This window comes from Cutibacterium sp. KBN10P07758 (assembly GCF_050286205.1).
Lineage (GTDB): Bacteria > Actinomycetota > Actinomycetes > Propionibacteriales > Propionibacteriaceae > Cutibacterium > Cutibacterium acnes.
In genome coordinates, this window is sequence record NZ_JBNNQV010000001.1 from 1,948,515 (window position 1) to 1,974,855 (window position 26,341).

Below are 26,341 nucleotides of genomic sequence, written 5' to 3' on the forward strand. Positions count from 1 at the left end.
GACCAACCCTTTACTATGGCACTGTGCCAGCAACGAGAAGATCCTTGTCGACCATCGAACGCCTCGACGACGGTCGGATGACCGACGAGTACACGAGCTGGATCATCACGGCCCTTATCACCACCGTGGCATTCGTGCTGCGCGTATGGAACGTCGGATTCCCCAACAGTCTCGTCTTCGATGAGACCTACTACCCCAAGGACGCCTGGACGATGCTCCATCAAGGGTACGAGGCCACTTGGCCCGACGCCGCCAAGGCCAATGCCGATATCGTCCGTGGGATCACGAATACCTGGACTCCAGACGCCGAGTTCGTCGTCCATCCACCAGTCGGCAAATGGCTCATCGCGACCGGGGAGCAGTTGTTCGGATTTAACTCCTTTGGATGGCGGTTCAGCTCGGTGGTCTTTGGATCACTCCTCGTCCTCATGACGATCCGGCTGGCTCGACGTCTCTCCCGTTCAACCATGGTGGGCGCCATTGCCGGTATCTTGCTCACGCTCGACGGCTTGGCCTTCGTCATGAGTCGGATTGGACTGCTCGACATTTTCCAGGCCTTCTTCTTGGTGGCAGGTGTATCCGCGGTAGCGGCCGACCGAGACTGGTTCCGTCACCGACTAGCTGATCATTTGCGCACCATAGGTAACCCACATCTCAATGGGGATTTCGGCCCCGCTCTGGGGTGGCGACCCTGGCGTCTGGTCGCAGGCATCATGTTCGGGCTGGCTTGTGGCACGAAGTGGAACTCCATGTTCGTGCTAGCAACCATGGGTATCGTCTCTGTCATCTGGGACTGGTCGGCGCGTCGTCTAGCCGGCGCCGGGACGAAAGCGTGGTGGTCCTTCCTTCGCGACGGGGTGCCGGCTTTTGTGTACCTCGTCGTCGTTGCGCTGTTGACATACCTCGCCACCTGGGCGAAGTGGTTGGTCACCTACCCGCACATGGTTTTCGGTAAGTCGTGGGCTGGCCCCGCCCCCAGCCCAGGCCTGTCGAAGGTAGTTGGGAAACCATTGGCCGCGCTGTGGGAGTACCACCGACAGATTTACGACTTTCACACCGGTTCGTACATGATGACGCAAACTCACGTCTATGCCTCGAATCCGTCGGGATGGCTGGTGATCCAGCGTCCACTGGGCGTCGACGCCGTCAACGGCATCAAGCCCGGCCAGCAAGGTTGCAAGGCCGTCGGCGATACTTGCTTGCGCGTCATCTCTGCCACCGGGACCCCGGTACTGTGGTGGTTCGCGGCCATCGCCCTGGTGGCTGCGGTGATCTGGTGGATCTTCGCCCGTGACTGGCGATTCACCTTGCCCATTGTCGCCATGATGTCGACGTGGATCCCGTGGTTCCGTTACGACGACCGCCCCTTGTTCTTCTTCTACGCGATCTGCATCATCCCGTTCACCGTGACGATCCTGGCTATCTGGCTCGGTCAGATCCTCGGACCCGCTAAAGCCAGCAGCCGACGACGCATCGGTGCGATCGTCGTCGGGACGGTTATGGCTCTGGTCGCCGCCGACTTTGCTTTCATCTATCCGATCCTCACCGACGGTCTCATGACCCGAAAGGCATGGCTGGCAAGAATGTGGTTCCACTCCTGGATCTAAGCTCCGTCGGGGCCTGGGCGGACGTGCCCGCCCGACCGATACGCTGAGACTCCGGAAGGGAGCCAACCCCGGAAGGACACGCATGATTTGGAAACTGCACAATCGCGGTGTACTAGAACCGGGTGAGGTGGTGGCTCCCGACGAGAGACTCGGGTGGGGCCGCACCATTGGGCTAGGAGCCCAGCACGTGGTAGCCATGTTTGGGGCGACTTTCGTCTTCCCCGTTCTCATGGGTCTCAACCCGCAGTTAGCGGTCATGATGTCGGGTGTGGCAACCCTGGTGTTTATCTTCGTCACTCAGCATGAAGTGCCGTCTTATCTCGGCTCGTCGGCCGCGTTTCCTGGAGTAGCGACCGCGATCTACGCCTCGGGCGGTAAACCCAATGACGTCTCAGGCGCCCTACTGTGTGTCGGCCTGACCCTACTTATTTGCGGCATCATCATCCAGGCCGCCGGATCTCGGGTAGTCCATAAGGTTTTGCCACCGACGGTGACCGGCGCGGTCGTTATGCTCATCGGGTTCAACCTCGCCCCGGTCGTCGCCAAAACGTACTGGCCTACCGATCAGTGGACGGCGCTCATCGTCATGTTGCTCGTCATTGCGTTGTCGGTAGGACCGCGTGGCTTCGTGTCCCGGATCGCTATCTTCCTGGCTCTGGTTATCGGCTATCTGCTGTCGTGGACCGAAGATCTCGTATTTGGCCCGCTGCACCACTCCGATGGCAGCACCGCCCCGCGAGTGGACTGGTCGGCGGTACACAACTCCGCGTGGATCGGCCTACCTCCGGCGACGAACCTAAACAACTGGCAATACCTGCCCCAGGTTCACAACGGATCCCACTACGCATCAACCAATGTCGTCGGATTTCACCTGCCGGCCTTCCACTTGGCCTTCATCTTGCTAGCTTTGCCGGTGGTTATCGCCCTCATCGCTGAGAACACCGGCCACGTCAAAGCGGTCGCTGAAATGACCGGTAAGAACCTTGACCACCAGGTCGGACGGGCGGTGGCTGCCGATGGTGCGACCTCAATGCTGGCGACCTTCCTGGGTGCCGGCCCGACGACCACCTACTCGGAGAACATCGGCGTCATGGCCGCCACGAGGGTGTACTCGACGGCTGCCTATGTGGTAGCCGCAGTCGTGGCGATCCTGTTCGGTTTCTCCCCTAAGTTTGGCGCCGTTATCTCGGCGACCCCCGGCGGAGTCCTGGGTGGCATCACCGTGGTCCTCTACGGGATGATCGGTCTGCTCGGGGCGAAGATTTGGAAGGAGAATGAAGTCGATTTCGGCAACCCGGTGAACCTCGTCCCGGTGGCCGCTGGGATCATCATCGGTGTCGGCGATGTGTCACTGAAATTCAGCAAGTCCTTCACTTTGGGTGGCATCGCTCTAGGCACCATCGTCACCGTCGGTGTCTATCATCTAGCTAGGTGGCTAGCCCCACATGAACTATCTGACGCGGCGGGTGGCACCAACATCATTCTTGACGCCCCAGGAATGTATGTCGATGACGACACCCCCCAGTAATCGCGATCACGACGGGGGCGACCGATGCCATACGCAGTAGGCTTGCCGCGCAAGTGTTCGGAGGAGGCGATCAATGTCAGGAACATTCCAGCCCAAAAACACCGCGTCAACGAGCGCGAGAACCCATGGCGGAACTTCACCAGTAGCGACCGGACCGATCGCCGACACCAGACCAGGCCTTATCGACATTAAGTGGTTCGAGCAGGGGGTCCCAGCTAATCCGGAACATCGACCTGACATCGAAACCACTTTAACATGATTGGACGGCCATCCGGAACGTCTAGGAATCATCGTCGAACAGAGCCCCAACCGCACCCAGATCAAGCGGTTAGTTGATCCGATGAACCTCGACCCGCTGCTGGCTGAAGACCTCGCCGAAGGCCATCAACGACCCGAGCTGGAGCGCCATGGCGAGGCCCTGTTCCTGGTGCTACATCCGCCGTTCTACATCGATTCGATCGAGGACGTCGCCTTTGTTGAGGCCGAAGTCATTAAGCAGCGCAATTGCGTCGTCCCCACCCTCATAGGGTCGATTTATAGCATGAACTTCGACAACATGCCAGAGCTACACTGAAGGTTCGGCTACCTCTACTGCATACTTTCTATGGTGGCCAGCAGCGGGATTCTCTACGTCATATTCCGCAAAAACAATTGGTTATAACACGCTCCGGTACCGGTTCACGGTATCGTCCTGTTCTCGGAAGAATGGCATACCCTGACACGGAATACGCTAAGACCACCCAGCCATCAGGAAATGTCGCGTTTTCTTCACCGGGTTCGGCAAAACACAGGCCGCAGGGCTGGATGTCGGAGTCACCAGCCCAGCCTCTACGACAACGACCTATGATGGGAAAGGTTTCCGCGGGAGCCGCACAGAACAGGATGCGGCTGAGAGGGCATATTCGCCGACCGCTTTCACCTGATGCGGGTCATGCCGCCGGAGGGAGGACATGCTGTGGGCACTGCTGCCACACGACGAGAGTTCGCTGGATCCACTGTCGTGGGTCACGTCGATACGAAGAGCCACAATCACGCCGCCGAGACTTCGACTATTCCACCGTCGGAGCGTGGTCGTCCCTCCTCTGTCGTCATCGCCGGAGCCGGAATTATCGGTCTGACGACGGCCTGGCGACTGCGTCGTCGCGGGATAGAGGTCACCGTCTTGGATGACGCCCCAGTTTCCGGGGCCAGTTTCGCTGCTGCCGGGATGCTCGCCCCGGTCTCCGAGGTCATCTGGGATCAGCCGACCCTCTACCCCCTCATGGTGGAATCGGGCCGGATCTATCGCGACTTCGCTGCCGCCATAGCCCACGACGTTGGCCACGACATCGGGTATCTGGAAAGCTCCACCTTCGTCTGCGCTGGAGATTCCGCCGACCGCCAGACCCTCAATGAACTGCTCGAACTGCAGCACCGGATGGGCATGACAGTCAACCGAATCAGTGTGTCCCAGGCACGGGCGGCGGAACCCGCGCTGGGCCCAGGATGCGTCGGGGTCGTCGACATCCCCGGCGACCATCAAGTTGATCCCCGACGGCTGTGCGGCGCTATTCTCGAATTCCTTGGCGACCGAGTCGTACCCACCCGAGCCAGTGAGGTTCTCTTCAATGAGGATCATCGCGCGATCGGCCTGCGTGGTGCCAACGGCAAAAGCTACCGTGCCGATCACGTCGTACTCGCCGCTGGGGTGGACACCGGTGCGATCACCGGCATTCCGCAGGCCCTCACTGATCTACTGCGCCCGGTACGAGGTGAGGTGTTGCGACTCCGCGTCCCCGAAGCCCTGCGGCCATTGGTAACAAGAACCATCCGCGGCGTCGTTCAGGGAAATGCCGTTTACATCGTCCCGCGCGCCGACGGCACCATCGTCCTAGGCGCAACAACTCGAGAAGACGACATGGTCGGAGTGCGTGCGGAGGGTGTTCACCAGTTGCTGCGCGACGCCCACCGTTTGGTACCCGGAATCCTCGACTGCGAAATCTACGAGATGACTGCCAAGGCCCGTCCCGGTTCCCCCGACGACGTACCCATGGTTGGACGGGTAGGCGATGGGCTCACTGTCTCAATGGGGTACTTCCGGCACGGCATTCTCCTGGCTGCGATCGGCTCGAGGATTGGCGCAGATATCGTCTGCGGCACCGAAAAGGACAACAATCCGGCATTGCTAGCGGCCGTCAATCCATTCCGATTCGGCAACCGGTAAAAAGCCATGATGACAGCGAACAATGGTGAGACGACTGGCCACTACCCCACGACGACGGTCAACGGGGAGCCGTACGATCCCAGCGATAATGAGACGATTCTCGACCTCGTTAGTGCCCGTATCGGCAAGACGTTGAGAGCCGACGGGAGAACCGTCGATGGCTCGCCCCTGGGGATTGCGGTGGCCATAAATGGGGCCGTGATACGTCGCGCACAGTGGGCGGCAACCCCGGTGCGAGGAGTCATCGACGTCGTGACGGCGGTACAAGGCGGATGATGACGGAAGAAACAGACGTGGCGAACGTGAAGGAGACGATAGTGAGCTGTGACGAAAAGGCGGCGACGTCTTCCGACGAACCGCTGCGCATAGGTGGTCTAAGGCTCACATCACGACTCATCATGGGCACCGGTGGTAGCACGAGCATGGACACCCTCGAGCGAGCACTGGTTGCCTCGGGGACTCAACTTACGACCGTGGCTATGCGTCGATTCGCCGCCGGGCCTCGTCAATCGGTGTTCGAGATCCTGCAACGGCACCGGATCACCGCCCTACCGAACACGGCCGGCTGCTACACGGCACGAGACGCTATTCTCACCGCGAATCTGGCCAGGGAAGCCCTGGATACCAACCTCGTCAAACTCGAGGTCATCGCTGATGAGGACACCCTGCTGCCCGACCCCGTTGAGCTCGTGAACGCCGCCGAACAACTCGTGGCCAATGATTTCGTCGTGTTGGCCTATACCAATGACGATCCAGCAATAGCTAAGCGTCTGGAAGATCTCGGTTGCGCTGCGGTGATGCCGGCCGGAGCCCCGATCGGTACCGGGCTAGGAATCCTTAACCCGCACAATATCGAGTTGATTGTCGACCGGGCGAACGTCCCCGTCATCCTGGACGCCGGGATCGGCACGGCCTCGGAGGCCACCTTGGCCATGGAACTGGGGTGCGACGCGGTACTCCTGGCGTCCGCCGTGACCCGCGCTCACAATCCGGTGGGCATGGCCCAGGCGATGAAGATGGCTGTGGTGGCTGGACGGATGGCTCGTACATCGGGACGCATCCCGCGTCGACGTCTGGCGCGAGCCAGCTCGCCGTTCGACGGGATCATCACTGGGCGAGTCCGTGGTCCGAGGGAGAACGACAGTCTGTGAGCGCTCTAAACCCGATGGACGACGCGGTATCTCGTGCTACCAACGGCCACGATGCCGTAGAAGACATGGGTTCCACGACGTCGCTAATCAACCGTGACCTGATCCGATACGCCCGCCACATCGTCTTGCCCGGATTCGGTCAGGAGGCTCAACGCCGACTACGAGATAGTCGGGTGCTTGTCGTCGGGGCTGGGGGCCTCGGCTCCCCGGTACTGCTATACCTGTCCGCCGCCGGGGTTGGCTACCTCACGATCCTTGATGACGACGTCGTTGACGAGTCCAACTTGCAGCGGCAAGTGATCCACCGTCAGGCCGACGTGGGACGGCCCAAGGCCCTCAGCGCCAAAGATGCGGTGCAGCGACTCAATCCGCATCTGGTGGCAGAGGCCGTCGTCGCCCGGCTGGGAACTGACAATGCGCTCGACCTAGTCAAGGATCATGACCTCATCCTCGACTGCACGGACAACTTCACCACCCGTTACTTAGCCTCCGACGCTGCCGAGATCACCGGAACCCCGCTGGTTTGGGGAACGATTCTGCAGTACCAAGGTCAGCTATCAGTTTTCTGGCCCGATCGCGGGCCCATGCTACGCGATCTGTTCCCCGAGGTTCCCGCCGCTGATTCAGTGCCGTCGGCCGTTGTTGGAGGCACATTCGGCCCGGTCGTCGGTCAGGTGGGATCGATGATGGCCACCGAAGCCGTGAAGGTGCTTACTGGGATCGGGACGCCGGCCGTGGGAAAACTTGTCGTCGTCGACGCTCTCGGCGTCGGTGCCCGCACCCTCAGCTTCGCCGCAGACCCGGACCGTGCTTCAGTGACGCAGCTGCCCGAAGCTGAGTGAAGGTGGAGGAATTCTCGGGTGATGTAGCTGATTGATTTTTTGAATCCGAGGGCGTCGCCTCGGAGAGGTTTGAGGCGTCTGTTGGTGACCTCGGTGGGGCCGTTAGGAAGTAGCTGTCGTGCCTATTGAGGTCGTTTCAGCTTCATCAAGATGGCCAGGATGCTGCTAGCGAGCAGGGTGATCTTGGTACAGGATTCTGTTTGTCTGCTGGCCATCGTGAGCAGCGGTCAGTAGCGACGATCTATTAATACACCGCCCACGTCACGTCGACCTTGGCATGCACATCATGGGAGAGGACCCTCTACAGGGTTTAGGACTACCGGTCGGTGAGGGGTCTCAGCGCCAGTGCACAGTGTCCCGTAAGCTGCAATAAGCATAGGCTGAAAATCGCTACGACTTTTCACACGATACGGTAAGTTGTGAATGACGTATCGTATGTCGGGAGGTCTCAACGTGGAATCCTATTCGACGAATATACCTGGGCTAAAGACCAAGGCAAGTCGCCGTGAATTCATGAAATGGTCCGCCGTGGTCGGCGGGACTGCCGCCCTCGCCCCAGTATTACACGAGACGAAAGATGCACTAGCCAACAAGCCAACCAACGACGCTTCGACCTTCGTGTGGTCTGCTTGCACCGTCAATTGCGGCTCACGCTGTCCGCTGCGCCTGGAAGTCAAGGACGGCACCATCGTACGCGTGCTACCCGACGATACCGCAAACAACAAAGTGGGCTCCCAACAAGTACGTGCCTGCGTGCGAGGACGTTCGATTCGCCACCGCATTTACAATCCCGACCGATTAAAGAAGCCAATGAAACGCAAGCCCGGCACCAAGCGGGGAGATGAACAATGGGTAACGATCAGTTGGGATCAAGCCCTCGACGAGATCGCCGAAAAAATGAAAAAGATCAAAGCCAGGTACGGCAACGAAGCCTTTTACATTAACTACGGCACTGGCACTTTAGGCTCAGTGATGGCCAAGTCATGGCCGCCGGATCAGAGCGCCTTCGCCCAGCTCATGAACACGTGGGGAGGTTACCTCGACCATTACAGTGACTACTCGACCACCGAGATAACTCAGGCCTACCCGTATTTCTACGGATCATGGGTCGGAAGCAACTCATTTGATGACGTGAAAAACTCCAAACTTCAGGTCATGTTTGGCAACAACCCTGCGGAAACACGCATGTCAGGCGGCGGCCAAGTGTTCGTTTCCCAGCAGACACGCAAGGCCTCGGGTGTACGCACGATAGTCATCGACCCGCGCTACTCTGAAACGGCCATTACTATGGCTGACGAATGGATTCCGATTCGGCCCGGCACCGATGCCGCCTTGGTCGCAGGTCTCATCCATACCATGATCACCGAGGACCTGCACAACCAAGCTTTCCTTGATCGCTACTGCGTCGGTTTCGATGACAAACATCTACCCGAAGGAACATCAGCCGGTTCATCTTACCGAGCCTATCTGGAGGGGAAGGGACCCGACCATACCATCAAGAACGCCCAATGGGCCTCCCACATCACCGGAGTCCCGGCAGAGCGGATCCGCCGCTTAGCACGTGAGATCGCAGCAGCCAATCCCTGCGCCATCACCCAAGGCTGGGGGCCCCAGCGTCATGCCAACGGAGAAAATAGTGCTCGGGCGATCTTCCTGCTCGCAGCCGTCACCGGCAACATTGGCATCCCCGGCGGCGGAACCGGTGCTCGCGAAGGCGCCCAAGCCTTCCAGTTCACCTTGCCCTTCAACACTGAGATCACCAATACCAAATCCAACAAGATCATCCCAGTGTTCTCTTGGCTGGACGCCATCGACCATGGTGAGCAGATGGACACCTTCAACTCTGGGGTGTGTGAAAAGCCAGCCCCCGGAGTACGTGCCAACAAGGTTCCCATCGACGAGCACGGCAAGCCGACGAATGTCAAGCTCAGCGCCCCCATCAAGATGGTGTGGCAGTACGCGGGCAACTCGCTAGTGGGACAGACCGGCAACAACAACCGCTCAGTGGAGATCCTGCGTGACGATTCCAAATGCGAGCTCATCGTCGTTTGTGACATCCAGTACACGACCTCGGCCCGCTACGCCGACTACGTCCTGCCTGGCACCTCCACCGCCGAGGAAGAAGACATCCATCCAGGCGAGAACGGGGGGCCGATGGCCTATGGAATCGTTTCATCTCAGGCAATCAAGCCTTTGTACGAGTGCCGCAACATCTTCGACATCTGCGCCGGACTAGCCAAGCGCCTAGGCACCGAGAAGGAATTTACCGGCGGATTGACCCGTAGCCAATGGCTGGAACGCACGATCGAAGAGACTCGAAAGAAAGACCCCGGCCTGCCCACCTACCGCGAGTGGAAGAAAATAGGTATCTTCCGCAAAGACATGGGCCCCTATGTAGAACTTGATGAATTCCGTAAAGACCCGGTTGCCAATCCACTAGAGACCCCCTCAGGCAAGATCGAGATTTATTCTGAGCGGCTAGCTGCGATGTCCGAAGCGTGGACGTTCGGCACCTTCCGCAAGAAGCTGGCTGGTGACAAACTCACTGCACTGCCGGAATACGTCGTCACCTGGGAAGGCCCCGAGGAGGCCAAAGCCTCCAAGAAATATCCGTTCCAGGTGATAGGACACCATTTCAAAGGACGAACCCACTCCAGCTATGGCAATGTTGACTGGCTACTGGACGCTCATCCCCAGACTGTCTGGATCAACACTCGAGATGCCCGAGCTAAAGGTATCACCAATGGCGATCAAGTCTTTGTTTACAACGACCGCGGTACCATCCGGCTACCGGCCCGTGTCACCGATCGTATTGCACCCGGCGTTCTCTCAGTGCCGCAGGGCGCTTGGTACCGCCCCTTGAGCAACACAAAGGTCGCCCCGCCAAGCAAGGCCAATCCCAAGCAACCGGTCGACATCAATGGAGCCATGAATACTCTCACCTCGCTGCACCCCTCGCCGCTAGCGAAGGGTAATGCGGTGCACACAACGATCGCCAATGTGGAGAAAGCATGAATACCCCGCCCCCACGGGAAACCAGTCAACCGCGCATAAACGCGCCAACATTGAGGCAGAAGAATACATCAGCATATGACGAACTAGCATCGGCAACCATAGGCAAAATCTCAAATCGGGTTTACACCGACCTGATGAACATCCGGAAAATCTAAGGAGTCAGAGGATGGGAGAGAAGAACTATACGGCAAAAGGAGCCAAGTACGGCTTCTTCTTTGACCAGACACTGTGCACCGGGTGCAAAGCCTGCCAAATCGCCTGCATCGACAAACACGACCTGCCCACGGGGGTGCGGTGGCGCCGAGTCGTCGAGTACAGCGGAGGAACTTGGCAGATCTCGGGGGACACTTTCAACCCCTCAGTCTTCACCTACTACACGTCAGTCTCATGCAACCACTGCGAGGACCCGATCTGCATGAAAGCCTGCCCTACCACGGCAATGTCCCGCCGCGATGACGGCACCGTCTACGTCGACCAAGACAAGTGCGTGGGATGTCGATACTGTGAGTGGGCGTGCCCGTATAGCGCACCGCAGTACCGCAAGGACACTGGCCGAATGAGCAAATGCGATCTGTGCTACGACTATCGCAGTAAGGGTAAAGAGCCAGCCTGTGTAGCCGCTTGCCCGTCGCGAGCTCTGGATTGGGGACCTATCGATGAGCTGCGCAGCACATACGGCAATGAGGACGCCATCGCTCCACTGCCTGATCCTTCGGTAACCAAACCGCACCTAGTGATCACTGCGCATCGTGACGCCCAGAGGTGGGACGAGGGCACCGGCGAGATCGCTAATACCAAGGAGATCTGATGAACACCCACGACGTTCCGATGATCCTGTTCACCGTCGTCACACAGATGTGCGTTGGTGCCTTTTTGGTCCTTGGGACCGCCCACGTGGGGGCAGCCATCAGGGGACGCGAAAACAGCGTCGTGGAGCGGACCAGTCGCCCAGTGCTCTATGCCATCGGCCCGGCCATGGTATTCGGCCTCTTCGTCTCCATGTTTCATATGGGTTACCCGGCTCATACCCTCAACGTCTTGCGTCACCCGCAGACTTCCTGGCTATCGCGTGAAATCATGTTTGGCTCCGGCTTCGCCCTACTTGGCTTTGTCTTTGCCATGCTGAGTTGGTTTAAGCGACCTGCTTTCGCTATTCAGCGGGTTCTCGCGGTTGTCACCGCTATCGTTGGCATCGGACTGTTGGTGTGCGAGTCGATGATCTATTACTCCTTGGTGACGGTCCCGGCTTGGCACAGCTGGTGGGTGCCTTTCTCCTTTGCAGCGACGACCATCATCTTGGGAACTCTCTCAGTGGCCTGTGCACTCATGATCACCGCGATGGTGCGTCATCGTCACGAAACAGCTGTCCCCTCAGCCAGGGAAAAGCATCCGAAAACCACGGGCTGGTGGTCCCGGCACGTCACCGAGGAGATCCGTGCCATCAACGCTCCAACCGATGATCAGGAATGGGACCTGTCGTTGACGGTAACCAAATGGTGCTCCATCGGCGCCGCCGTGGTCTCGGTTGCCCTCATGGTGGGTTATCCGCTCTACACATCCCAGCTGGCCTCCGGCGGGCCTGTCGCCCACCAGGCCAGTAACACGTTCTCCGGAGGTATCTACGCTACCCGACTCATTCTGCTTGGTGCCATCGCGCTCATGCTCGGAAGTTTCGTCTACCGCGGAGCTTTACACACACCGCGCGAGCACCCTCATAGCCTTGGCTGGTTACTTATCACCACGCTGATTATTACTTTCGCGGGCGAGATCGTCGGACGAGCGCTGCACTACTGGAGTCTGGTGCGAATCGGCATATGAACGCCAATCAACTAAGGCCACTGCTACAAATGATTGCAAGCAGCTCCGCTTCCCCATGAAGGTTTAGTCCCGTGTTTGGCCCCGCTGCTCGGCGGCCTGCATCAATTTCTTTACCAACTGCAGGGTATCGCCACCCTGTGCCGTGGCAATACCGACCAGGAATGCCGTCAGCGGGGCTCCCGGACGGGACGGTCCGTGCGAGATAACTGAGACCATGTCAAGCAAAGGCTGCTCAACATCGGTCAGAACGGATGGATCGACGTCCACCTCTCTTGCGGCGATCTCCAACCAATCACGCATCCGGGCCATCTTCTCAGGGTTGTCGTCATGATGCGACATGGCTACCTCCTCGCTTCTCAGGGTTGTCATAGGCTGCTGACCACCTGTTGGTCGTCACAACACCCACGTTTAAAAACACCCTACGATCCAGCGAACCGAAGGGACGCCTGCACGTGCGGTCCGCCGCACTCAGTAAATGCAGTGTGTGCTAACTCGCTAGTCATGAACGTCAGTGACCTCCTCCGGCAAGCTGCCTGAAGATGTGTTCGAGCATCGGCCCGATCACAGTGAGGGTGTCGCGCACTCCGCCAGTGGAGCCGGGCGCATTGATGATGAGAGCCGCTTGGTCACCCCGTGAGGTCACACCTACGAGACCACGCGATAGTCCTGCCAGGGCGGAGCCATGCGCACCGAGGGCTCGGACCTGCTCGGCCAGCCCATCTAGACGGGCCACTAACAACGGCTGGGTGGCTTCCGGGGTAAGGTCACGCGGCGAGATCCCCGTTCCACCGGTAGTGACGACAAGCCGGCATCCATTCTCTAGTGCATCCCTCAAAGCGCCGCCCACCGAGTCGATCCCGTCAGGTACGACAGTCACCGGATCGACCTTGAGCCAGCTGCATCCCAGCTCAGCAAGCAATGAAGCAGCCAAGGGCCCAGACCGGTCCAGGGCCGCGCCAGCGGCACAACGATCTGAGACAGTGATGACGCGTGCCCTGATCTCATCCACACAATCGATCTTATCGAGATCCGATCAGCGCTCTCGCCGACCCGTGCTCGGCATAAGCCACTAAGAGTGCGCCTCTAGAGGGGCAGGAGTCCCCCCCTCGCAAGACTTACGGAAACCGAGCGATGCGGGACCACACATGCTCCTCAACGCGCTTTATTAAAGCAGCGCCTCGACTAACTCTGTGCTCCTGCGACACGGAGTGTCTCGCTGTCATAGTAATGACCACGGTAACTGCGTGGAGAGGATGTCTCATCATGGGCGCAGGGTTTCCGAAAAACACGTACGCTTCGGAGAATCAATCGCCGATGTGACGCAACCACCACTCCACATCGCCCGGAGTGTCAAGATCACGACAAGCCTCTGGCTCCACTGGAAGGTCGAGCAAGCATAAGCCACCGAGCACGCTGTGTACCGAGCGGTTCACGACCGTGTCAGCAGCGGCAATCGAGGCTTCTAAGGGTACTCGCCGATACAACCCTTGCAGGAGCTGACGATGAGGCTTCGGTACTCCCCCAAATGTGACGGCCCCAGCGAAATGGTTCAACGGATCATCCTCTAGCGCTTCGCGCAACTGACGAATTGACCTGCCAATCCCCGGAGAGTCCACCGCGCAAACGAGCACCAAATCATCCGGTTGAGCGGGAGGCAAAGCCTGCAGCCCGGCTCTGATTCCAGCCAACGGCCCAGACCCAGGCGGGTCCTCCATTGTACGTATCACTGACCATGGCACCTCCACTGATTCGCGAGCAACGACCACGTTGCTACCTTCCAGCCCTTCGCGGGCACCATCCACCGCGTCCAACACGACATCAAGTAGACGACGTGTCCCCACACGCAGATTCGCCTTCGCCACCCCACCCAATCGATGAGCACATCCACCAGCGAGGATGACAGCGTCCAAACGACGATTGGTCATGTCATGATCATGCCGCATACCGATCCGTAACAAGCCACCCGCCACAGACTTCACCAAAGTTTCCGACCAATATGACCATCCAACACATCTTCGAAGCGTGCCGACGATACGCCCCGCCAGAAACAGCAAACCACGCGATGTCGCCACGCCGGCGTTGGGGCACAGGGCGGGGCGGCCTTCACGCCGATGATTTTTTCTGATAATATCCGTGTTAATTGCACGATCCCACGCGGAGACATTGTGAGCACAAGCCCTTCCCACCATCTCATCGAGAACTGGGATCCCGAGGAAAACTGGGATTCCGGTATCGCATGGCGAACTTTGACCATTTCGACGTTCTCCATGATCATCGCATTTTGCGTATGGTTCTTGGTGAGTGCGATCGCACCCAAACTCAACGCCATCGGATTCCACCTGACGAAGTCACAGCTGTACTGGCTCACCGCCATGCCAGGGCTGTCGGGAGGATTCATCCGCCTGGTCTACATGTTCCTACCGCCGGTGATCGGCACTCGCAGGCTCGTGGGATACAGCTCCCTGCTCTACCTCATCCCTATGCTGGGCTGGTTTTTCGCCGTCCAGAACACGTCGACCGGGTACGGCACCCTTCTCCTCCTCGCCTTCCTATGCGGCGTTGGGGGCGGTTCTTTCTCCGGTTACATGCCATCAACGGGCTACTTCTTCCCTAAAAGCAAGCAGGGCACCGCTTTGGGAGTACAGGCTGGCATCGGCAACCTGGGGATGTCCATCGTTCAGTTGCTCGGCCCATGGCTCATGGGCTTCGGGCTCCTCGGCCTCACGTGGATCGCCCCGCAGCACACCGCCGGGAGCCCCTTGTGGGTGCACAATATCGCCATCGTCTTCGTCCCGTGGACCATCCTGGCCACGATTTTGGCATTTACCATGCTCAAAGACGTTCCGGTAAAGGCGAACTTCCGTCGGCAGATCGACATCTTCACCAACCCCGACACTTGGATCATGACGCTCATGTACGTCATGACGTTCGGCCTGTTCAGCGGCTTCAGCGCCCAGTTCGGGCTACTCATCGAGAATACGTATGGCAACTCGAGCAACTTGGCCCACGGATTTTCTAACTTGCCCGCCGGCGCATCCTACGCCTTCCTCGGCCCACTGATCGGCTCGTTGGTGCGTGTCGTCTGGGGGCCGCTCTGCGACCGATTCGGTGGGGCGATCTGGACCCTTGTCTCAGGAATCGGGATGGCACTGACGTTCGGGTTCTGCGCCTTCTTCCTCAACCCCACAAGTCCAAGCCAGTTCGGCTACTTCCTGTGGGGAATGCTCACCATGTTCTTCTTCTCCGGTATCGGCAACGCCGGGACGTTCAAGCAGATGCCCATGATCATGCCTGCCAGACAAGCCGGTGGAGCCATCGGGTTCACCGCCGCCATCGGCTGTTTCGGCCCATTCGTCGTCGGTGTCGCCCTGTCATCGATGTCAGCCGTTGCCTGGTTCTGGATCTGCACCGTCTTCTGCATTGTGTGCTCGATCATCTGCTGGATCCGTTATGCCCGCCCAGGTGCTCCATGCCCTGGCTGACCAGCGACCCCAGTTTCGACACACTCCACCTGGTTCGGTTTTTACAAAGGAGACCCGATGACGGAGTACGACGAAACATCTGACGCCGAGTCCCCCAGCGGCTCAGCCCTGCTGAAAATGGGGACGTGGCTACGCCGCGGTACGACGTCGCCCGACACACGCCAGCTATTTCTGGAGGGCGGACGCGACGCCGACGTCTTCTACCGCAAGTGTTGGTCCCATGACAAGGTCGTGCGCTCCACCCACGGAGTGAACTGCACCGGCTCGTGCTCATGGAAGATCTACGTCAAGGAAGGGATCATCACCTGGGAGTCCCAGCAGACTGACTACCCCTCCACCGGCCCGGACATGCCCGACTACGAGCCGCGAGGATGCCCGCGTGGCGCGTCATTCAGCTGGTACGAGTACTCCCCCACACGAATACGTCACCCCTATGTGCGCTCAGTCCTGCTTGACGCGTGGCGAGACAAACTCGCCGAATTCGGCGATCCAGTGGACGCTTGGGCATCCATCACCAACGACCCAGAGCTCTCCCAGGCATACAAGTGCGCCCGCGGGCACGGAGGCATGGTGCGTGTCTCATGGGAGGAAGCCACCCAGATCATCGCGGCAGCCTACGTGCACACCATCAAGGCCTACGGTCCCGACCGCATCGCCGGGTTCTCTGTCATCCCGGCCATGTCAATGGTGTCCTACGGAGCCGGCTCCCGGTTCACTGAACTACTCGGTGGCACTATGTTGAGCTTCTACGACTGGTATGCCGATCTTCCCCCAGCCAGCCCTCAGGTATTCGGCGACCAAACCGACGTGCCAGAGGCCGGTGACTGGTTCAACTCCCAATACCTCATCATGTGGGGATCCAACGTCCCCGTGACACGTACCCCAGACGCGCACTTCATGACCGAGGCGCGCTACCACGGCCAGAAGGTCGTCGTCGTGAGCCCGGATTATGCCGACAACACGAAGTTCGCCGACGAATGGCTGCGCGTCGCTTCGGGAACCGACGGAGCTCTTGCCATGGCCATGGGTCATGTCATCCTCTCGGAATTCCATGTCACACGTCGCGAACCAATGTTCCTTGACTACATGCGTCGCTACACCGACTCTCCCTTCCTCGTCGAACTAGACCGTTTCGACGGCCCACAGGCCGACGGCGCGGCATATGTACCCGGAAAGTTTCTCACCGCCGACAAGGTCAATCTCCAGACGCGCCCGGATCACCCCGAGTTCCGTCCCCTGGTGATGGAGGCTGACGGGTCGCTTAAGGATCCCGGTGGAACCTTGGCCGATCGATTCTCCGAGTCGGGCGTCGGACACTGGAATCTTGATCTCGATGGCGTCAACCCCGTCATGAGCATGATGGACGTCAATTCCTGGGAAGCCGTAGAGATCGCCCTGCCCCGCTTCGACCTGCCCTCCAGCCCGGACCAGACGAGCCTAGGTGCCGGCATCGTGCACCGCGGAGTACCAGCCCGTCGCATCGGTGACCGGCTAGTCACCACAGTCTACGACCTCCTGCTTGCCCAATACGCCGTTAGCCGTGAAGGTCTGCCCGGCCAATGGCCTAGCGGTTACGACGATCCCACGGTGCCGGGCACTCCCGCCTGGCAGGCCGAGCTCACCGGCGTGCCAGCAGCTGCAGCCGAACGCATCGGTCGCGAGTTCGCGCTGAACTCGCTGGAGACCGGTGGACGGTCCATGATCGTTATGGGAGCAGGGGTCAACCACTTCTACCATGCCGACGAGATCTACCGGACATTCCTGGCATTGACGAACATGTGTGCTACCCAGGGCGTCAACGGTGGCGGATGGGCCCACTATGTCGGCCAGGAGAAGGTGCGCCCGTTCACTGGCTGGGCCAACTACTCGTTCGCGCTGGACTGGGCACGTCCGGCACGTCAAATGATCGCTACTGCCTGGTACTACCTCACCACCGACCAGTGGCGTTATGACGGTGCCCGTGCCGAGAGCATAGCTTCCCCCCTGGGCAGCGGCTCGTTCGCCGGCCGAACCACTGCAGACTGCATGGTGTACTCGGCCCGCCGCGGATGGACGCCGAGCTACCCGACCTTCACCCGCAACCCGCTAGATCTTGCCGACGAGGCCGCCGCTGCCGGGATGGAACCAGCCGAGTACATCGCCCAGAAACTGACTGACGGTTCCTTGGGCTTCGCCTGCGAAGACCCCGACGCCACCCAAAACTATCCACGACTGCTGGCCAACTGGCGCACCAACCTGCTGGGCTCCAGTGCCAAAGGCACCGAGTTCTTCATGAAGCACATGCTTGGCTGCGAGAATGACGTCAACGCCACCGAGCTAACTGAGGGCAAGCGTCCTACCGACATCCGTTGGCGCGACGACACCCCTCCCGGCAAACTCGACCTCATGTGGACCGCGGATTTCCGCAACACGTCCACCACACTGCATTCGGACGTCGTCCTGCCAGCCGCGACATGGTATGAAAAACACGACTTGTCGAGCACCGACATGCATCCCTACGTTCATTCCTTCAACCCGGCTGTGGATCCACCATGGGAGGCACGTACCGACTTTGAGGTGTTCCGGACCTTGGCATATTCCGTCTCCCAGATGGCCGTAAAACATCTGGGGACCCGCACCGACATCGTCGCCGCACCGTTGATGCACGACACCCCCGACGAAATGACGACGCCCGCCGGTTCCGTCAGCCGTGAGCAAGAAGCCTGGATACCCGGAGTGACGATGCCAAAGCTTGTCACCGTGGAGCGTGATTACACCCAAATCGGCGCGAAGTTCGACACCCTCGGTCCACTCACCGAAAGCCTCGGCATGGTGACTAAGGGGGTGCCGTTCCATCCTGATCCGGAAGTCGCCGACCTAGCACAACGCCACGGCGTCGCCACTTCTGGCCCTGGTGCAGGGCGCCCGCTCCTCGACACCGCGATCAAAGCTTGCGACACAATTTTGGCCACCTCGGGTACCACCAACGGCCGCCTAGCCACTGCCGGATTTGAACAATTAGAAGCCCGCACAGGTACGAAGCTGACCGACCTATCGGTGGGGTCACAGGATCGCAGAGTGACATTCACCGACACGGTCATTCAGCCTCAACCCGTCATCACCTCACCCGAGTGGTCGGGTTCGGAGCATGGGGGGCGTCGCTACTCAGCCTTCGTCATTAACATGGAGCGGCACAAGCCGTGGCATACCCTCACCGGACGAATGCACTATTACTTGGATCACGACTGGATGCGTGACATGGGTGAGAGCCTTCCAATCTTCCGCCCTCCACTCGACGTCGCACATATCTACGATGAGCCACCTGCCGGATACACAGGCACTGATGCCGATGGCGCGGCAGTCGTATCGGTGCGGTACATGACCCCACACAACAAGTGGGGCATCCACTCGCAGTACTACGACAACTTGCACATGCTCACGCTGGCCCGAGGAGGCCAGACGATCTGGATGTCTCCCGCCGACGCCGCGAAGATCGGGGTGTCCGACAACGACTGGGTGGAGGCGTACAACCGCAACGGCACGGTTGACGCCCGGGCCATCGTCAGTCATCGGATCCCGGAAGGGACGGTGTTCATGTACCACGGCCAGGAACGCACTGTGAACACCCCGCTGACCGAACGTTCAGGAAAGCGTGGCGGCACCCACAATTCCCTGACTCGTATCTTGCTGAAACCCAGCCATTTCATCGGCGGATACGCCCAGCTCAGTTACGCCTTCAACTACTACGGCCCCACCGGCAACCAACGTGACGAAGTGACGCTCATTAGGCGTCGCGGCCAGGAGGTGACGTTCTGATGAAAGTCATGGCACAGATCGCGATGGTGATGAACCTTGACAAGTGCATCGGCTGCCACACCTGCTCAGTGACATGCAAACAGGCCTGGACAAACCGTGAGGGCACGGAATACATGTGGTTTAACAACGTCGAGACTCGGCCCGGCGTTGGCTACCCGCGCGGCTGGGAAGATCAGGAACGCTGGAGGGGAGGCTGGAAGCGCACCCGTTCCGGGAAACTGGTCCCCTATCAGGGAGGGCGTTTGGCCACCTTAGGCAAGATTTTCGCCAATCCGAACCTGCCCGCCAAGAAGGACTACTACGAGCCGTGGACTTACGAATACGACCAACTACTGGCGTCCCCATCGACTCAGCACATTCCCACTGCCCGAGCAAAATCAGCCCTCACGGGTGAGCACAAGGACACCATCGACTGGGGCCCCAACTGGGATGACGATCTTGGTGGCTCCATGGAAACCCTCGATCAGGACCCAGTCCTACACCAAATGAACCTCACGGTACGCAAGTCCATTGAGGATTCATTCATGTTCTATCTGCCGCGCATCTGCGAACACTGCCTCAACCCGACATGTGTTTCTGCCTGCCCATCTGGGGCGATCTACAAGCGTGCCGAGGATGGAATCGTCCTTGTCGACCAGGACCATTGTCGCGGCTGGCGCATGTGTGTGTCCGGCTGCCCGTATAAGAAGGTGTTCTTCAACCATCACAGCGGCAAAGCCGAGAAATGCACACTGTGCTATCCACGGCTGGAAGTCGGACAGCCAACAGTGTGCTCGGAAACTTGCGTTGGACGACTGCGCTACCTGGGGGTGCTCCTCTACGACGCCGACCACGTCACCTGGGCCGCATCTCAGCCCGACCCACGTACCCTGTACGCCGCCCAGAGAGACATCCTCCTCAACCCCAACGACCCCGAAATCATCACACAAGCCAAGGCCAACGGCGTCCCACACTCTTGGATCAAAGCAGCCCAGGCGTCACCGGTATGGCAGCTCATCAGCCGCTATCAGATTGCCCTACCCCTGCACCCTGAGTACCGAACACTGCCGATGGTCTGGTATGTACCACCTCTGTCACCAGTCGTCGACGCTGTCAGCGCTTCGGGCAACGACGGGGAAGATCACAGAGTGCTGTTGGCCGCGATTTCCCAGATGCGCATTCCGCTTGAGTATCTCGCCGGCCTATTCACTGCTGGAGCCACGGCTCCAGTTGAGCTCTCACTTCGTCGTCTGGCTGCAATGCGCTCCTACATGCGAGACATCTTTTTGGGGAATGAAGCAGACGAAACGATCCCCGAGGCAGTGGACATGACCGGCGAGGACATACAGAGTATGTACCGACTGCTGTCCATCGCCAAGTACGACGACCGCTACGTCATTCCCACCACCTGCAGCGGCCTACCCGACGGAATCGCCGACCTGGGTCGCTGCCCCGTGAGTGGAAGCCTCGAAGCCTTCCACAGCATCTCCTCCCCGGTCAGCGCCCCAGAGGGCACACCCACCTTGCCGCTGGAGGTGATCTGAGGTGGGTGTCTTCTTAGGCGCACCACGCATACCAGTGTCGACCCACGTGGATGCCTCTCTTGCCCAGCGCCGCGTGGTTCACATGGCGACGAGTCTGCTACTGGATTACCCGGACGAGCAACTCACCCAAATCATTACGGCGGTGCGCCACGATCGCGACCTCATGCCCGCCGTGGTAGCCGATGAAATTACCGCCTTCTGCGGTGTGGCAGAGAGCTGGGGGCTGCGTGCCCTACAGGAGCACTACGTCGAGACCTTCGACCAGCATCGACGTTGTGCGCTGTACCTCAGCTATTACTCAGCCGGCGACACCAGAGAACGGGGGGCTGCAATCCTGGGATTCCGGGAAGTCATGCGCAGTGCCGGGTTCGAGTTGGACCATGCCAACGAGTTGCCCGATTATCTGCCCGTCGTATTGGAGTTCTCGGCACGCGCCAGCGAGGGCGACACGTTGTTGCGCGCCAATCGAGAGGCGTTGGAAGTTATTAGATCAGCACTGGTCACGGCGTCTAGTCCCTACGCACACCTTCTAGAGGGTTTGTGTCTCATCCTGTCACCTCTAGATAAGAAGACCCTCGCCCGCTATCAGAAACTCATCAGCCAGGGGCCGCCCGTTGAGATGGTAGGTCTCGCCGCCACGGATCCCGTATCAACCCTCGGGAGGCAGTTGTGAACACAAATCTATTGGTATGGCTGGTACTGCCTTATCTGTCGATCATCCTCCTCATCGGAGGGATGATCTGGCGGTACCGCACTGATCAGTTCGGATGGACGAGCCGATCAAGCCAGTGGAACGAGCCGTCCATCCTGCGCTGGTCGTCACCACTGTTCCACTTCGGGATCCTCTTCGTCTTTCTGGGACACGTCTTGGGACTTGTCATCCCCCAGTCATGGACTTCCACCATCGGAATCACCGAGGACACGTATCACGTCATGGCGACCGTTCTGGGGAGTGCAGCCGGGCTGGCGGCCCTCGTCGGACTCCTCGGGCTGTTGTACCGCAGGTTCATGACAAAGTCGGTGCGCCTCACGACAACCACCATGGACATCGTCACCTATGTGCTGCTCACTCTGACAGTCACGCTGGGGTGCTGGGCCACCGTACACCAGCAGATGATTGTCGGCGGCTACAATTACCGCGATACTATCGGTCCATGGTTCCGCTCCATCGCGCTGTTTCAGCCTCGACCAGAACTAATGGCCACGGTACCATTAGATTATAAGCTACATGTTATGGCTGGGATGGTCCTGTTCAGCGTATGGCCATTCACTCGGCTGGTGCACGTCGTTTCTGCACCAGTAAGCTACCCGACAAGGCCATACGTCATATACAGGTCCAAGAACGGCCATCTGGGATCTTCATCGCGACACTACGGATGGTGATATGAGCGGGCAAGGAATAGGCGAAATTCTCACCACCATTGCATCGCTCACCCCTGCCCAGCAGTCAGTCCTCAAAAAAGTATCGCTCCACGCGGGACCAGTGACGATTACCGACTTAGCCAGAGAATCCAAGTTACACGTCAACACGATTCGGGAGCCCCTCAACGTACTGGTGTCCTTGGGGTTGGTGGAACGCGAGAAACTCCCAGCAGCAGGCCGGGGCCGTCCATACTGGGGATACACGAGCCGGACCTTGTCCGGACCAAATTCACCGGCCGATCTGTTACGCCACCTGAGCCGGTCGACAATCCGGTGGATTCGCGACACCAGCGACGATCCCGTCGCCGCCGCGAGAAGCCTGGGAGAGCACCTGGGCGACGACGCTTTAGCGATGGCCAACGTCCCGGATCACACGGAGCACTCCCCCAGTGACAAATTCAGCGTGGCCGATCATATGACGAAAATCCGCGTGTTCCTCACGGCTTTCGGTTTCTCCGCCGAGCCCCATCCGACGAATCCAACCGCTTTGATACTTCGAGCTTGTCCGTTCGTCCATCCCAATGACACCGATCCAGTTGCCATGGCAATCCAGCAAGGCATGCTGTACCGGGTGATCGAGCGCACCGGGGGTAACTCCGTGCACGTCACGCTCCATCACGAGGAAGACTCCGCGCCCTGTGAGTTAGTCCTGACCCCGAACTTCACTAACGCAGCAAGCTGAGCCGTAAAAGCCTTTTTCGGGTTCTCAAGTAGCTGGGACACAACGCCATCCTCGATGATCCGGCCGTGCTCCAGAACAACCAATCGTCCGGCCACCGTCATCGTGTCGGCGACATCATGGGTGATGATCAGAGCCGTCATATTGGTGCGATCCAACTGAGACTTCAGCAAGTCGCGCACTCGTATCTGAGCGTCAATGTCAAGTGCGGCAGTGGGCTCGTCGAGTACCAGAACGGCCGGTTCTACGGCGAATGCCCGAGCCAGACCTACTAGCGCCGCCTGGCCACCTGAGAGTTCTCCACCGCGACGTGCAGCAAGGTGAGCGCATCCCACCGCAGCGAGTTGGGCATAGGCCACCTTCTGCGCCTGTGCTCGACTTAAGCCATGACAGCGTGGACCGTAGGCGACGTTGTCGAGCACCGACATGTGCTCGAAGATGAGCGCGTCCTGGGTGAGCAAACCAACTCCGCGGCGTCCAGGCAGTACGATGCGACCATCCCCGGCGTCAACAAGCTGCCGGCCGATGCACACCCGACCACGATCCAAGGCAAGCAGTCCAGTCACGACACTCGCAAGGGTCGACTTCCCCGCCCCGTTAGGCCCCATGACGGCGACAACCTCGCCGGGCTCGACATCCAGCCTCACGTCCCATGAACGAGCGCTCACCTGCCCGTCGACGTGGATCGCGGCTGCGGCTGAACCGATCGGCTCATGTCCGGCCGACGCACCCCTGACTCGAGACACTGAATCGTCATGAGCCTGGGGAGACCAGACAGTCACCGCACTCGTACCCAAGTTAGTAGTGATCGACGATTGTTCAGGCAGGTCCTTCCCAGGATCACTCTGCTCGCAGACATGCTGCTCATACGGAGTCCCCCTAGTGCCAGCCAGCTCATAATTTCCTTGTCCCGTCAGGCCTTCCTCCACAAGCGGTGGCTCGTTTCGTCGCCACGATCGCTGACTCGGTTGCCACTGGGTGAGCCCCGCAACTATCGCTCCGACTACCACCAAGACGAGCCCTAACGCCATGGCAGTATCCGAATCGGTCTCACGAGCCAAATACACTTGAAGCGGCATTGTCCGGGTGACGCTCTGCAGCGATCCCGCGAAAGTGATCGTCGCCCCAAACTCGCCCAAACATCGAGCCGCAGCCAGCGCCGTCCCACGTCCCAGAGCCGAGGCCACAGTGGGCATAGTGATAGTCCTGAGTACCCGCCACGGCCCCGCTCCCAAGGCTGCGGCTGTCTGCTCTAACTTCCACGACCGGGTTCGGATAGACGACTCAAGTGCGGTGACAAGGAAGGGTAACGAGACGTAGACCTGTGCCATGACGACGGCCGCCGTGGAGAACGCGATGGAGATGCCTGCAGCGTGTAACGACGCCCCTATCATGCCGCGTCTACCAAATGTCGCCAATAAGGCCAAACCGGCGACCACCGGCGGTAGCGACAGCGGCAACAGCACAAGTACTCGTACCGCTGCTACACCGTTCCAGTCACGGGCCAGTAACAGGGCAATAGGTACTCCCAGAAACACGTCGATGACCGTGGCAATCACACAGGTGCGCACGCTCAACCACAGCGCATCCTGAGCCTCCGGTGAGGCCATGATTGCCGGAATCCGAGCCCAAGGCACTTCATTACCCATCCCCACCAAAGGCAGGACGAGCACGCAAATGCCCACCACGGCGAGGATAACGATCCACATCGGCATTGGGGCTGGATCGAACAGTCGGCGCCGGGTTTTCACACTGATGGTCCCATGCACAGCACCACTACACTCGTTCATCGCACCGCGATGTCTCCCCGGTAACCGCCCATGTCCGCTTCGCAGGGCGATTGGAACCGGTACCGGGCTGTCGCTTCACACCTATCACGGCCCGGAAAACCCATCATCCGAGAGGATCTTCTGGGCATCAGCCGACATCACGTACTCGACGAACCTTTTAGCCAGGCCCTGGTGGGTGGCGCCGACCGCGGTCGCTATCGGGTAATGATTGACGACCTCATTGGCTCGACCGATCGGTATCACGTCCACTTTGTTGCCAGCCGCGAGCGCGTCCGTGCGATAGACGATCCCCACATCGGCTTCCCCAGACTCAACTTTGCCCCGAACATCAGTGACCTTCTGTTCCTCGCTCACCGGCTTCAACGTGACGCCCAGCTTGTTGGCGAGTTTCCTCGTCGCGTTGCCGCAGGGCACCTCTGGGGCGCATATGACAAGCTTGGCGCCACGCAGCGAAGAGTTCAATCCGGTCACCCTCGCCGGATTATGTGCAGGGGTAACAAGGGTGAGCACGTTGCTGGCGAACTGACGTGGGACATTCACTAAGTTCTGCTCAACCGCTTTGTTCATGCTCCTTTGATCAGCGGTGGCCAGGACATCAGCCGGGGCCCCCTGGGCCATCTGGGCGACCAGGTTCTGGGACCCTTCAAAGGAAAACTGCACGTCGACCCGGGGATACTTGCGCTCAAATTGCTCGCCGATCTGCTCGTAGGACCTTGTGAGGGACGCAGCGGCAAAGACGGTCAACCTCGTCGGGGCTGCCGAGGGCTGGGTAGAAGACGGCCCACTGCCGCACGCCGCAAGCAACACCGCTGCTACTGCTGCAATGGCGCAGGTCCGCAGCGAGACTCTTGACATCTCGATCACCTGGTAACGGGTAGCTGAAGGGACACATTGGTCGCCTTGACCTGAGCTACAGCGATCGAGCCGACCTGCAGACCGAGCTCACGCACGGCCTCGGTGGAGACCAGTGAAACAATGCTCAGGTTGCCGGTGACCAGTTCGACCTGGCTCATCACTTTGTCGCTGATAACCTTGGCAACGATACCCCGGATGTGGTTGCGCATCGACTGGGTCTGCGCGCCATCAGCGAGGTCTTGACGCTCCTGCTGCTGGGTGACGAGGAACGCAGCAAGACTGGCACCGTCCACACGAAGTCGACCTGTGGTGTCTTTAGCGGCGCGAACGTGCCTCTGATCGATCCAGCGACGCACTGTGTCGTCAGAGACCCCTAGCAGGGCCGCCACGTCGGAAACCCGATGGGAGGGAGGATGCGGACTCATTATGCTCATATCGGTAAACTCCGTAAAAGTGGCCCATAATTTCCGTATTCGCGGAAGAATTTGATGCCTTCATCCGAATATCTGGAACATAGGTTATCTCATTTACCCGCAAAATCTCTTAGCGTCGGGCTCACGAGCTCTGGCTCACTTCATCTGTACAGTGCCGACGTATATCCTCGAGTCGACAGAAGTTCGGCCACGTTAGC

General features: G+C 59.5%; 23 protein-coding genes and 1 riboswitch. Of the genes, 16 read left to right on the top strand and 7 right to left on the bottom strand.

What is annotated here, in order from left to right:
- Window positions 1-77 precede the first annotated feature (77 nt).
- Both ACOYO3_RS09585 and ACOYO3_RS09590 read left to right on the top strand, forming a co-directional pair.
- A complete protein-coding gene (locus tag ACOYO3_RS09585) occupies window positions 78-1,607 on the top strand; it encodes a dolichyl-phosphate-mannose--protein mannosyltransferase (protein WP_002518809.1) in 1,530 nt (509 codons plus the stop codon).
- Window positions 1,608-1,689: 82 nt separating this feature from the next.
- A complete protein-coding gene (locus ACOYO3_RS09590; protein ID WP_002516688.1) occupies window positions 1,690-3,135 on the top strand; it encodes a uracil-xanthine permease family protein in 1,446 nt (481 codons plus the stop codon).
- Window positions 3,136-3,141: 6 nt separating this feature from the next.
- Here ACOYO3_RS09590 and ACOYO3_RS09595 read toward each other — a convergent pair whose 3' ends face one another.
- Entirely contained in the window at window positions 3,142-3,324 is a 183-nt protein-coding gene (locus ACOYO3_RS09595) for a hypothetical protein (RefSeq protein WP_002522259.1), read from the bottom strand.
- A 70-nt stretch (window positions 3,325-3,394) separates the two neighbouring features.
- Here ACOYO3_RS09595 and ACOYO3_RS09600 point away from each other — a divergent pair, with 70 nt between their 5' ends.
- From ACOYO3_RS09600 to ACOYO3_RS09635, 8 genes are all read left to right on the top strand, one after another.
- The gene (locus tag ACOYO3_RS09600) at window positions 3,395-3,709 is read left to right on the top strand and encodes a CorA family divalent cation transporter (RefSeq protein WP_427305866.1); all 315 of its coding nucleotides are present in this window, start codon (window positions 3,395-3,397) and stop codon (window positions 3,707-3,709) included.
- Between the two features lie 277 nt (window positions 3,710-3,986).
- Window positions 3,987-4,098, top strand: a riboswitch (TPP riboswitch).
- The gene (gene thiO, locus ACOYO3_RS09605) at window positions 4,058-5,338 is read left to right on the top strand and encodes a glycine oxidase ThiO (RefSeq protein ID WP_002518807.1); all 1,281 of its coding nucleotides are present in this window, start codon (window positions 4,058-4,060) and stop codon (window positions 5,336-5,338) included. (Overlaps the previous riboswitch by 41 nt.)
- Window positions 5,339-5,344: 6 nt before the next feature.
- Window positions 5,345-5,614: a sulfur carrier protein ThiS gene (gene thiS, locus ACOYO3_RS09610; RefSeq protein ID WP_002524750.1), complete on the top strand. Its 270-nt coding sequence runs from the start codon at window positions 5,345-5,347 to the stop codon at window positions 5,612-5,614.
- Complete coding sequence (locus ACOYO3_RS09615; protein ID WP_002518806.1) at window positions 5,611-6,489, top strand: thiazole synthase; 879 nt, start codon at window positions 5,611-5,613, stop codon at window positions 6,487-6,489. Before thiS ends, ACOYO3_RS09615 begins: the two co-directional genes overlap by 4 nt.
- Before the next feature lie 14 nt (window positions 6,490-6,503).
- On the top strand, window positions 6,504-7,331 hold the full coding sequence (locus ACOYO3_RS09620) for a HesA/MoeB/ThiF family protein (protein WP_002516699.1): 828 nt from the start codon (window positions 6,504-6,506) through the stop codon (window positions 7,329-7,331).
- A gap of 435 nt (window positions 7,332-7,766) precedes the next feature.
- The gene (locus tag ACOYO3_RS09625) at window positions 7,767-10,346 is read left to right on the top strand and encodes a DMSO/selenate family reductase complex A subunit (RefSeq protein WP_014172451.1); all 2,580 of its coding nucleotides are present in this window, start codon (window positions 7,767-7,769) and stop codon (window positions 10,344-10,346) included.
- 166 nt (window positions 10,347-10,512) lie between these two features.
- Complete coding sequence (locus tag ACOYO3_RS09630) at window positions 10,513-11,154, top strand: DMSO/selenate family reductase complex B subunit (RefSeq protein ID WP_002524747.1); 642 nt, start codon at window positions 10,513-10,515, stop codon at window positions 11,152-11,154.
- The gene (locus tag ACOYO3_RS09635) at window positions 11,154-12,164 is read left to right on the top strand and encodes a dimethyl sulfoxide reductase anchor subunit family protein (protein WP_002524746.1); all 1,011 of its coding nucleotides are present in this window, start codon (window positions 11,154-11,156) and stop codon (window positions 12,162-12,164) included. Before ACOYO3_RS09630 ends, ACOYO3_RS09635 begins: the two co-directional genes overlap by 1 nt.
- Before the next feature lie 63 nt (window positions 12,165-12,227).
- On the opposite strand, the gene ACOYO3_RS09640 is transcribed toward ACOYO3_RS09635, so the two are convergent.
- The 3 genes from ACOYO3_RS09640 to ACOYO3_RS09650 form a co-directional block, all read right to left on the bottom strand.
- A complete protein-coding gene (locus ACOYO3_RS09640; RefSeq protein WP_002518803.1) occupies window positions 12,228-12,533 on the bottom strand; it encodes a DUF6457 domain-containing protein in 306 nt (101 codons plus the stop codon).
- Window positions 12,534-12,672: 139 nt separating this feature from the next.
- Window positions 12,673-13,173 carry a MogA/MoaB family molybdenum cofactor biosynthesis protein gene (locus ACOYO3_RS09645; RefSeq protein WP_002524745.1) on the bottom strand — a complete coding sequence of 167 codons (501 nt, stop codon included), beginning with the start codon at window positions 13,171-13,173 and terminating at the stop codon, window positions 12,673-12,675.
- 295 nt (window positions 13,174-13,468) lie between these two features.
- On the bottom strand, window positions 13,469-14,107 hold the full coding sequence (locus tag ACOYO3_RS09650) for a molybdenum cofactor guanylyltransferase (protein WP_002518802.1): 639 nt from the start codon (window positions 14,105-14,107) through the stop codon (window positions 13,469-13,471).
- 168 nt (window positions 14,108-14,275) lie between these two features.
- Between ACOYO3_RS09650 and ACOYO3_RS09655 the strand changes: the two genes are divergently transcribed.
- The 6 genes from ACOYO3_RS09655 to ACOYO3_RS09680 all read left to right on the top strand — a co-directional run bounded on the left by ACOYO3_RS09655 (window position 14,276) and on the right by ACOYO3_RS09680 (window position 23,068).
- Entirely contained in the window at window positions 14,276-15,646 is a 1,371-nt protein-coding gene (locus tag ACOYO3_RS09655) for a nitrate/nitrite transporter (protein ID WP_002524743.1), read from the top strand.
- A gap of 57 nt (window positions 15,647-15,703) precedes the next feature.
- A complete protein-coding gene (locus ACOYO3_RS09660) occupies window positions 15,704-19,441 on the top strand; it encodes a nitrate reductase subunit alpha (RefSeq protein ID WP_002517328.1) in 3,738 nt (1,245 codons plus the stop codon).
- Window positions 19,441-20,964, top strand: a complete 1,524-nt coding sequence (narH, locus tag ACOYO3_RS09665) for a nitrate reductase subunit beta (protein WP_002516689.1) — start codon at window positions 19,441-19,443, stop codon at window positions 20,962-20,964. The genes ACOYO3_RS09660 and narH overlap by 1 nt, the downstream gene beginning before the upstream one ends.
- Window positions 20,965-21,046: 82 nt before the next feature.
- Window positions 21,047-21,637, top strand: a complete 591-nt coding sequence (gene narJ / locus ACOYO3_RS09670) for a nitrate reductase molybdenum cofactor assembly chaperone (protein WP_002518800.1) — start codon at window positions 21,047-21,049, stop codon at window positions 21,635-21,637.
- Window positions 21,634-22,347: a respiratory nitrate reductase subunit gamma gene (gene narI / locus ACOYO3_RS09675; protein ID WP_002516742.1), complete on the top strand. Its 714-nt coding sequence runs from the start codon at window positions 21,634-21,636 to the stop codon at window positions 22,345-22,347. Before narJ ends, narI begins: the two co-directional genes overlap by 4 nt.
- A gap of 100 nt (window positions 22,348-22,447) precedes the next feature.
- Complete coding sequence (locus ACOYO3_RS09680) at window positions 22,448-23,068, top strand: helix-turn-helix transcriptional regulator (protein WP_002524741.1); 621 nt, start codon at window positions 22,448-22,450, stop codon at window positions 23,066-23,068.
- Here the strand turns inward: ACOYO3_RS09680 and ACOYO3_RS09685 are convergent.
- The 3 genes from ACOYO3_RS09685 to ACOYO3_RS09695 all read right to left on the bottom strand — a co-directional run bounded on the left by ACOYO3_RS09685 (window position 23,002) and on the right by ACOYO3_RS09695 (window position 26,144).
- A complete protein-coding gene (locus ACOYO3_RS09685) occupies window positions 23,002-24,780 on the bottom strand; it encodes an ABC transporter permease (protein ID WP_002516717.1) in 1,779 nt (592 codons plus the stop codon). The two genes, ACOYO3_RS09680 and ACOYO3_RS09685, sit on opposite strands and share 67 nt — an antisense overlap.
- Before the next feature lie 159 nt (window positions 24,781-24,939).
- Complete coding sequence (gene modA / locus ACOYO3_RS09690; RefSeq protein ID WP_002516669.1) at window positions 24,940-25,719, bottom strand: molybdate ABC transporter substrate-binding protein; 780 nt, start codon at window positions 25,717-25,719, stop codon at window positions 24,940-24,942.
- Window positions 25,716-26,144, bottom strand: a complete 429-nt coding sequence (locus ACOYO3_RS09695; protein WP_002518798.1) for a TOBE domain-containing protein — start codon at window positions 26,142-26,144, stop codon at window positions 25,716-25,718. The genes modA and ACOYO3_RS09695 overlap by 4 nt, the downstream gene beginning before the upstream one ends.
- Window positions 26,145-26,341 lie beyond the last annotated feature (197 nt).